The organism is Photorhabdus khanii NC19 (assembly GCF_000517265.1).
In the GTDB taxonomy this organism is placed as follows: domain Bacteria; phylum Pseudomonadota; class Gammaproteobacteria; order Enterobacterales; family Enterobacteriaceae; genus Photorhabdus; species Photorhabdus khanii.
Genome location: NZ_AYSJ01000001.1, coordinates 1 through 10,850, shown reverse-complemented (window position 1 = coordinate 10,850; position 10,850 = coordinate 1). Strand labels below are relative to the sequence as shown.

The 10,850-nt window shown below is 56.3% G+C and carries 2 protein-coding genes; both read right to left on the bottom strand.

Annotation, left to right across the window (positions count from 1 at the left end; all coding sequences use genetic code 11):
* A partial coding sequence (locus PTE_RS00010) for a two-partner secretion domain-containing protein (protein ID WP_036842080.1) occupies positions 1-8,918 on the bottom strand: 8,918 nt, incomplete at its 3' end.
* A gap of 50 nt (positions 8,919-8,968) precedes the next feature.
* Positions 8,969-10,633, bottom strand: coding sequence for a ShlB/FhaC/HecB family hemolysin secretion/activation protein (locus PTE_RS00005; protein ID WP_051477031.1), 1,665 nt, complete (start codon positions 10,631-10,633; stop codon positions 8,969-8,971).
* Positions 10,634-10,850: the final 217 nt, after the last annotated feature.

Genomic DNA, 10,850 nt, shown 5'->3' with positions numbered 1-10,850 from the left:
GCATTCTTCCCAGTCTGAGCACCCGTGATAACACTCCCGGTCGAATCACCCGCAATCCCGCCCGCCAGCCCGGCGGCCAGGGTAGAGAGGGTACTGATAGTTTGTTTCTGCTCTTCACTTAACTCACTGACCTTAACTTTATCTCCGTAAAGCTGTTTAATCAGGACCTGCGCCGCCAGCTCACCGGAAGCCGCGCCAGCTGCCCCTGCAAGGGCACTGCCACCACTGGCTTCAGCGGCAACGGCTCCCAAAATCGCATGGGCCAGTGTATTGGTCGCGATATCGACTTGATGGGTTTGCGGGTCAGTGGTCAGGTCTTTAATCACCCCGGCCAGATACGGTGAAGCCCCGCCTGCCAGCCCCTGTTTCAAGTCACCCCCGGCCAGCCCCTGGAGAGCCGCTGTTGTCGCCTGTAACGCTTTCTGATATTTACCTCCCGTCCCGAAGCCGGATTCATTCAGCGCCTGAGTGTAAGCGGTGTCGTAGAGTTGCTTTTTGATGTCATCCTCGGTCGGGTGGCGGTTGCCCGCTTTTACCCGCTTTTCTTTTGCCGCCGCTTTGTCTGATTCATGAATATTGGCGATTTTCTCCTTCGCCGCCTTCGTAGCGATTATCGCCCCTTCCGTACTGGCAATATCCCTTGCCTGCGCCCCGATTTCGCCTATCAGTTGCGCCTGTTTCAGCCGCTGCTGCTCTTTCTCTTTATCAAAGATAGGACTCAGGGCATTGCCGGCGTTATCAGTATCGCGGCTCAGGGTACGGATATCCTGCTGTTGAGCCGCCTTATCCCGGATAATCACCGTGCCGTCACTGACGGCCGCCTGAGTTGTACTTTCAGCATGACCCGCCTTGTTTGCGCCCACCAGGGTATTGGCCGCCAGATTGTTCAGTAACTGACTCCCCACCGGTCCACCGGTACTGAGTCCCGCGCTCTGGTGCTCGGTTTTGAAATCAGCCTGGTTGTGAATAGTCTTAAAGCCCAGGGTGCCGGTATCCAGCGTGTTGTTGGCTTTGTCTGCGGTGCTGGCAATGACCGCGCCGTCAAGCTGGGTGTGTTCACCCACGTTCACCTGATAGCCGCCTTTCCCCGCATACAGCCCGGTTTGCTCCTTTACGCTGTCAAAGTTGCTGTGGAGTTTGTCACGGCTGGCGCTGAGGCTTAAAGTCCCGCCCGGTTGCGGGCCGACCGTGACACTGGCTCCGGCGCTGGTGTTCTGCTGCTGACTGTCATAGCGGTTGCTGTCTTGTTCGCTACTGAGCGTCAGGTGACGTTTCACCTCGGCGGTAATCTGTTCGCCGCTGACTTGGGCCCCTTTGAGCGTGGCGTCCCGGCCACTGTTCAGGGTGACAGTCTGCCCCGCCTGTAACGTGGTGTTATTGTGACTGACACCGTTGCCGCTTTCACGGCCTTTACCCTGATTGACGCTGGCCGAGACATTCAGGCCGGTGCCCCCCGGTCCCGCGGTCAGGCCCACGCCCAGTGAACTGCCGTGGCGGCTGTTTTTGCCGGTAGTCTGCTCGCTGTTCTGGCTGGAACGCAATTGGATGTCCCGGCTGGCATTGAGTTGCAGGTCTTTACCCGCCTGTAACCAGCTGCCCTGAATGCGGATATCCCCGTTCGGTCCTGATGAGCCTTTGCTCCCCCCGTTAGCCGTCATCGTGAGATTCTCTCCGGCGGTCAGGTGGCTGCCCTGTTGCGTGGTCTGGTGTTGCTGCTGCTCTGAACGGGCGGACTGGCTGCCGTAAGACAGGCTGAGGCCCACCACATTGTTATTGCTTTTGTCGTCACCGCCTTTGGCTTCCGCCAGCCGCGCCGCCTGAACCGCCTGCACACCACTGAGGGCCGCCTGGGTGTTCTGCAAGGCTTTAACCCGGCTGTCCTGCGTTTCCTGGGCCTCATGGGCCGTTTGCACCACAGTGTTGATAGCCGAGCCTGCGGCCCCACTGAGCGCTAATGTCAGACCGCTCTGTTTTTGTTCAGTTTTGGTCAAGACCGTGTGATTGTTTTCTGCACTGGTGATATTGACGCTCTGACCGGTGAGGGTCAGGTCTTTACCGGCGACCACGTCACTGCCGTGAACCTGGAGCTGTTCTCCGGCGTTGAGCGTGACATTGCCCTGGCTGCTGCCCACGGTGCTGCCTTTGGTTAACTGGCTGTCACGGTCAGTGGTGGTTTTTTGGCTGGCTTTGCCTACAGTGAAGCCTATCCCCCCGGTGCCCATCAGACCGGATTTTTTCTCCTGCCGTAAATGGGTTTCCTGATGGGTTTCCGCTGCGGTGGTGACCGTGAGCTGATGACCGGCGTTTAGGCTGACATCCTGGGTGCCTGCCACATTGCTGCCGCTGATATGCAGGTCGTGACCGGCCTGGAGATTCACTTTATCGCCACTGAATGTGGTACTCAGTGCTTGCCGGTCATGCACTTCATCATGGGTTTCCACTGACGATTTCGACAGCCAGCCTTTGCTGGTTTGTTTACTGTGTTCCACTAAGTCTGAGGAGGCTGTACCGGTTGTCAGCATCAGGTCATTTCCGGCCCGCGCCGTCAGTTGTTGACCGGCATTAACATGGGCAGCAGTGGCCTTCAAGTCATGCCCGGCTTGCAGTGTCACATCACCTGCGCCGGTTATCTGGCTGCCGATATCCTGTTGTTGGGTCAGATGGCGGGTGTTACCGCCGCCCCAGTCGCCGCTTTCTGTGTGTTGCGTGTTTAAGGTCTCCAGCGTCAGGTCATGGCCTGCCGTTATCTCGGTGTGGCCGTCTTTACCGGCATTCTTCACCTCACTGGCGGTTAATTGCACATTGTTGATGGCGCTCAGCGATAAGGTGCCCTTATCGTTCCGCACATAAATCCCCGCCGGACGGTCCAGCCAACGGTTAGCTTCATCTCCGCGCACCGTCGATGCACTGGTGATATCGCGGCCTTTCAGGGTCACCCGGTCATTTCCCTGAATCTGGCCGCCCCGGTTAGTGAGAGTCTGTTGGGCAGTCAAATCGACTTTGCCTCCGCGAATAAAACCGTGGTTGGTCAGGTTGTTAGCGGTCAGTTGGGTGACGTCGCGTCCGCTGACTGTGCCGCTGTTGGTGATATCGCCCTGACTGTTGAGCGCCACGGTATTACCGGCCAGCAAGGCACCCTCACTGCTTAGGTCGCCCTGACGGACTCGCGCATAAACCTGCGGCACGGTGACCACCTCGGCAGAACCATCCGGCAGGGTCACGGTTTGGTTAGTCAGCCAGATAATATCGGAGGTCAGCAACGCCATCTGCGCCGGGCTGAGGGCGACACCCGGCGTTAATTGTTGCTGTTTGCCAAAGGTGATACCCGCATCCATCAGGGCTTTAAACTGGGCTTCGTCGTTATTATAGCCGGACAGATAACGCTGGCCGGTCAGCTGGGTAATCTGCTCCCGCACCAGCCGCTGTTCATAGAACCCGTCGCCTAACCGTTTGTGCACTAACGCCGGGTCATGGGTGAGTTGCTGCTGCATGTAGTCCGAGCCCAGCCACTGTTTATACTGGGTGAATTTCGGGTCGGTCTCCACCAGATAGTGGCTGTCACTGCCCGGTTGTACGGTATACAGGCTGTTATCCGGTAATCGGGTATCGGGCGTGATAACGCGGATGACCGGGTCAACAGTGTGTCCTTTGACGATTTCCGGGGGCAACGTCAGTTCAAACGGCTGACCGGGCGGCAGGACTAAGGGCTGGCCGGGCGGCAAGACTAAAGGCGGGTCGGGCGGCAGGACCAAGGGCGGGGGGGTTATCCCGGCAACCGGTTTCACGGCGGTGGGGGCCTGTTGCACTTGCCCGGTCTGGCGGTCCGCTATTGGGATACCGGCGGCCTCTGGCTGGGTATGGTCCTGCCAGGCCAGGGCTTTTAGGTCAATCGTTTCTGTCACTGGAGCAGGGTCATAATTACTGCGACTTTTCCCCTGTGAAGTTTTGGTGCCGAGCCGGTGCCAGCGTTTGGTTTTTTTGGCGTACCAGTGGGTCTGGCGACCTTTATCAGTGGTGATACGTTCGCCCTGAGTGGCAATATTGTGCAGCTTGCCAATTTCACCGCCTAGCGCACCGCCGGCCACAATTTGGCTATCGTGATTGGTGATCTGCGCACTGTTGAGCGTCATATTGCCCCCGGCCAGAATTTTACCGGGGTCACTCTGTTTGACCTGGGTTTCCTTGACAGTACGGGTGTATTGATATTCGTAAAAGTTATTACTGCGGCTGCCGTCCGGCATGATGGCATCGTGCACGCCGTATTTGTTGCGGTGGGAGGTGTCCACCTGTGACCAGTCATAGCGGGCAGTCTGTCCGCTCAATACCGCGTCGTGATGCGGCGATTTTTCCGTTTCGACGACCTGGGTGACCAACCCGGCGTTGGTGTTGTGAATCTGGTCAGCCTGAATCGTCAAATTGCGCCCGGCTTCCATCGTCGCCGCGTGATTATTGAGCTCCCTCGCCTGACGGGTCGCCGTCAGGGTATTATCCAACTGGCCGCCGATGCGCATGTCGCCCACGCTGTAAATCTGCGCATGATGCTGGTTGTTGAGCGTGCCGGTGCCGATATCCAGCCGGTCACGCGCCGCTATGACGGCGGCTTTGCCGTCCTGTGCGGTGTTATTCAGCGTGCCCGTCTGGAGGGCGAGCTGGTCGCCGTAAATGCGCCCGGTGCCCGTATTATTCAGGGTGTTGGCCGTGAGATGAGTCAGGTCACCGTCAATCAATCCGGTGTTATTCAGGGTATCGTGGACATTGATTTGCGTTTGTCCGGCGCTGATTTCGCCTGACGCGCTATGGGTGAGATTCTGTGCGTCAAGATGCAGCGCCTGACCCGCTTTTATCTGGCGGTCATTGAGAATATTGCCGGTCGTTTTCAGGGTCAGATTGCCATTGGCCGCGGTGTTGCCGGTATGGTGAAAATCCTCGGTTAACGTGACGGCCATATCGCCCTGCGATAACAGTTGGCCGTCACCACTCAGGGCCCCGGCGCTAATGTCAGCCTGTTTCCCGGCAATCAGGGTTCCCTGTCGATTGTGAATCACCAGATGCGGTTGCTGAGCCTCACTTTTGACCGTGAGCTGTCTGCCCGCAGAGACCAGCCCCTGGATATTATTCAACGTCTGGCTGATGTTCGCTTGCAGGTGGTGAGCGGCCCGTAAAGCGCCCCCGGTATTATCTGCCTGTTGGGCGTTTATCGTCAGATTTTGGGCTTCCACCCCGTTATCCGGCTGCGCCGTCTCGTGGTTAATCAGGTGAGCGGTGTTCAGGGTGAGTTGCTGACCACCCCGGATCAGGCCGTCGGTGTTGTCGGTTTTTTCCTGCACGTTAAGCGTGGTATCGCCCACCGCCTGTACCTGACCGTGACGATTGTCGAGCCGTTGGGTTTTCAGGTTGAGCCTGTCTGCCGACAACAATTTGCCGTCCCGGTTATCGGTCTGCGCCTGTCGGGTGTCGATAGCCAACTGTCCGCCTTGAAGGTGGCCCTGACGATTATCCAGCTGGCCGCTGGTCACGGTGGTGATGTCATCACCCAGAATACGCCCCTGCTGGTTATCCAGTAACTGCCCGTCAGTATCCAGCGTCAGGGCGTCTGCGGATTGTAAGGTGCCTTCGCGGTTTATCAGTTGCCGGCTGTGAATGTCCAGTCCGCCATTCCCCGCTACCCTGCCGCCGGTGTTATCGACGTCGCCGGTGCGCAAGGTTAAATGCCCGCCACTCAACAACTGGCCCGCTTTTTGGTCGGTATTGCGGGTATTAGTCAGCCAATGGCCGTGGGTATCAATGGACATCTCGCGACCCGCCTGTAACAGCCCCGCCGTATTATCCAGCTGGCCGCTGGTAACCGTGGTGGCACCCTCACTCAGAATACGCCCCTGCTGGTTATCCAGTAACTGCCCGTTGGTATCCAGATCCAATGTGTCTGCGGATTGTAAGGTGCCCTCGTGGTTTATCAGTTGCCGGCTGTGAATGTCCAGCCCGCCATTCCCCGCTACCCTGCCGCCGGTGTTATCGATGTCGCCGGTGCGCAAGGTTAAATGCCCGCCACTCAACAACTGGCCCGCTTTTTGGTCGGCATTGCGGGTATTAGTCAGCCAATGACCGTGGGTATCAATGGACATCTCGCGACCCGCCTGTAACAGCCCCGCCGTATTATCCAGCTGGCCGCTGGTGACCGTGGTGGTGCCCTCACTCAGAATACGCCCCTGCTGGTTATCCAGTAACTGCCCGTTGGTATCCAGCGTCAGGGCGTCTGCGGATTGTAAGGTGCCGTTGTGGTTGGTGAGTTGCCGGCTGTGAATGTCCAGTCCGCCATTGCCCGCTATCTGTCCCTGAGTATTATTGAGCGCGGCGCTGATCAACACGGTTTTGCCGTCCGCCACGATTATCCCGCCCGTGTTATCAACATCGCCGGTGCGCAGAGTTAACTGCCCGCCGCTTAACAACCGGCCTGCTTTTTGGTCGGCATTGCGGGTATTAGCGAGCCAATGGTCGTGAGTATCAATGTCCATCTCGCGCCCAGATTGTAACAACCCCGCCGTATTATCCAATTGACCACTGTTTACCGTCAGGGTGTCTTCGGCTATCACCTGTCCGGCGTTGTTGATGAAAGGATGACCGTGGGTCTGGCTGTTAATGTTTTGCGCCAGCAACACACCCTGCGTGTTATTCAGTGTCTGGCTGGTCGTGATCAGTCGGGTTTTGGCTTCAAGATGACCGTGGGCATTCTGAATGGCTTTGCCAACAGTGAGGGTGGTGCTGTCCCCGGTGGCAACAATGCTACCCTGACTATTATCCAGTTGGGCAGCCCTGAGCTGGAGTGCATTGCCCGCTTCCAGCTGGCCCGACTGATTGTCCAGGGTGTCTTTGATGGTCAATGCCAGCGTCCCTTTTTCGGCGGCCACGATGTGACCGTGACGATTATCGACGGTCGTTGCCTTCAGGTTCAGGTTACCGTTGCCGGCAATGGTGCCATTCTGGTTATCCAGTCGCCGGGTGGTGAGGGACAGGGTGTCTTTGCCCTGTTGTTGCATGACACCGCGTTGATGGCTCAGGGTGTCAGCGTTGATAGTCATCTGTCCGGCCTGAGTTTCAGCCTCGTTCAGTTGCAGGTCACCGGCCTGTATGGTCAGGGCACCATTGGTCAGCAGTTTGCCCTTATCACCCAACCACCGTTGGGTATTGAGTGACAGTTTCCCGTTGCCCGCCAGTTGCACTTGACCTTGAGTGTTATTCACCGTTTGCGCGGTCAGGCTCAGATTATCCCCCTGACTGGCAATGTTGCCCTGCTGGTTGTTAAGCGTGTCAGTGGTTATCGTGAGCTGTTTGCCCCGGCTGAACAGGGTACCGCCACCGTTATTCAGGGTGCGCGTGTTAAGCGTCAGTTCACCGGGACCGGTCTGGTTAATTTTTCCCAGCTGGTTAGAGATATCAGGCGTAGTGAGGTGGATTTCCCGCGCCACCAGTTGGCCGCCGTCGTTGTTAAACTGGCCCGGTGTTTTCGCCGTCAAACGGTTGGCGTTGACGGTGGCGTGAGCAGTACTTATTCCCGATTGACTGGCGGTGAGTTGAATCTGGCTGGCTGCGGTCTGACTACCGCTCAGATCAATCTGGCGGCTTTGAATGGCTAGCGTATCGGTCGCCAGATTTTTCCCGCCGGCCTGAACGTACTGTGCAGTCAGGGTCAGTGAACCAGGTCGGGTGGTGTTGCCGTTATCATCCAGCCCGGCGGCCCACACACTGTTATGGCTGCTGTGTATCGTGTCCGCGGTAACGGTGGTATCACCACGCGCTTCCACCCGGCCCTGATTATTCAGCGTCCCTTTGGCGTGTAAATTCACCGTCGATTGTGACAGCAATTTGCCTGTGTTCGAGATATTAGAGGAAGCGGTTAATTGCAACGCATCACGGCTGCTGAGGGTGCCATTGTTCCCAATCCACCCATCTGCGGTAATATGCACTTCACCCGCCGTCGCACCGATGTTACCGGCGTTATGCACCCCCACACCCGCTTCGGTGCCTATCAACCTAATTTTATGGGCATACATGCCGCCCAGTGCCGCTACATCCAACGCAAACTCCGGGGACTTTTTATTGTCAGCCGATTTTTTTTCAATTTGCTGGTGCGCGGCATCCACAATATTGCGCCCGGTGGTTACTTTCAGGTCCTGCGCATGTAATTTGGCGTTAATCGCGACGGAGCGGGCAATAATATCGGTGTAACTTTGCTGTGTGCTGTCCATGCCGTGCCCGTCAATCCGTACTTCCCCCTGATTGACATCAAAGCCTTTCAACCGGCCCTGTTCCATCAGCGCCTCGCCGGTGGTCAGCGTGGTACGATGCGCGTTGATAAAGCCACAGCCGTTGCAGGTGATACCGGCGGGGTTAGCGATAACCACTTCCGCTTTGCGGCCAGCCACTTCGATCCAACCATTGAGGTGACTGGGATCGCGACTGTTGACTTCATTGAGGATAATTTTCGCTTCCCCTCTGGCGAGCCAGGGGTTACCGGCCACCATCCCACCGAGTTGCGTCTGAGTGGTGTTAGCGCTGTTATTGAGGATAACACCCTGTTTATCCACATCAAACTGACGGTAGCTATTGTGGGAAACCCCATCAGCACTGGGTGTCTGGATATTGACCTGCGGTGTGCCATTGGCACTGTGAATGAGGGTCGGCTGTTGATGGCCCGGCGCCTGTCCATCCGCCACGATATTGGCCTGAGCCGTCAGCGATACACCGCCGAGGGCTAACAAGAGACTGAATCGTAACGCGGTGAGTCGGCAACGACACGACGGTAGAGATGGGCGACGAGTGCGGCACCCTGTTCGTCCTCGTCCGACACGCGCTATCTCTGCTACCACCATCCACATCTGGCGGGCCTGATTAAAGATAATACGATACAACTGCTTGTTCATGACGTTTGCTCCACTCACACGCTACACACGGGCAGCGTTGTTATTCTGAATCAGTACTGCCAATACAGGTTGAATCCGGCCGTGACGGGGGAAGTTTGGAAACCGGCGGGTTTGGACAGCGGAACACCGACAAACAGGTCGTAGCTCACCCCTTTCAGGCTGCCTCGCCAGCCCAGAGCACTGCCCGCCAGGTGTTTTCCGAGCAGCGCGTCACTGCCCCGTCCGCCCACTTCGCCATAGTCGATCCCCAGATACAGCGATTGCCCACGCAGCGGGGTTTGCCAGTCCAGTTCGTTCCGGCTGTACCAGCCCCGATCAGCGGATAAGGTCAACTCGCCATCAAAGCCGCGCACCGTCCAGCGGCCGCCAATCGAAAAGCGATCCTGGGGCGTCAATGGGCTGGCGCTTATCTGGCGTAGATACTGGGTTTGATAAGAAAAGGGCTGAGCAAACAGCGTTAACGGCCCGGCCAGCGTCGCCGAGAATTGGGTGATTTTAGGTAAAGCCGTCCCTTCATTGCGGTACTCTTCCGGTGCCGGTTGCGCGCCAAACCAGCGCATGCCCTGTTGGTAAGTGACTTTGGTATCGAGAGTGGCATTGCCGATAGCGTGATGATGGGACAGCCCCAGCTTCCAGCCTGCGGTTTCCCGGCGCTGAACATCGATTTCGGTGTTGTCAATAAAATTGCGGGACGCCCGGCGATAAATTTCACCATTGAGCAACGTTTTCTGGTCAGCATTACGGTGCAGCACCCGACTGAGCTGGACCGCCAGATTTTGGCTTTTGCCCCGGTATTGAATCGCCTGATTCAGCCCGGCTATCGTCTGGGTATAATCGTAATGACTGGCCGTCACGCTCGTCATCCAGTAGCCAAATGGCAGTGAGTAATAGAGCGTGTCGTTTTGGCTGCCTTTCCCGGCAGACGCGTGAATATCGCGCCCACCGGAAAGATAAAACAGATCACTCAATGCCAGCGGGTTATCCAGAAAAAAGGTTAACCCACCTTGATAACGCCCGGTGCTTTTGGATCCGGTATCATCCAGATAAGTGGCAACTCGCCAGTGCCGTGACTGACGCCAGTCCAGTACAATATCACTCTCCCCTGGCTGTTCTGCCGGGACAATATTCATATCCACCTGCACGGTCGGGAAACGTTGCAAGTTTTCTAATCCTTGCTCAATGTCCCGTAAATCCAGCAGCTTGCCTTCACGCGCGGGGAATGGCGTGAGGTGTTGAATGTAATGGCCGCTGTCCGGGGTATAGCGGATATGCCGGATTTTGCCCGGGATCATCACCAGTTTTAAGGTTTGGCTATGCAGATCCTGACGAGGAGCCAGAACCCGGCTGGTGACATAGCCATGATTGATGAGCTGATCTTGCAATTGAGTCATCAGCCGGCTAATACCTTTATCACCGAGGCAATGGTTTTCACCCTGTTGAGCGACACGCCTGAACGGTAACCAGTGCGGGAAATTTTCGGTGCCTGCCAGTCTGACGTGGGAGAGAGGAAAACACGGGGTTTCCACCGGAAAGGCGGATGACACCGCCTTTTCCGGCACAGACAAGCTAACATCCGCAGGGGGTGGAGCTAATTGAGCCTCCAGCGCTTGCTGACGTGCTTGTTGATGGATCAGTTGTTGGTCTGAGATGTCTGCGGCCTGACTGCCTGAGATCAGGCTACAAAAAACCGCAAACCCCCAAATACTGCTTTTCATTGTATTTTCATCCCACAATTTCGAAGCAATATTAACCCCCCATTGCACTTAGTGATCAATGTTTGTGGTTGATAATCAACTGAGCAACTAAATTGGGGGTTGATTAAATAAGATAATAACAAAAACAAGGTGTTATATTTTTACACAAAAAATAAACCAATGTTATTAAAATGTTACGAATCATATAAAAAACACATTAATATTAATCATTTAATAA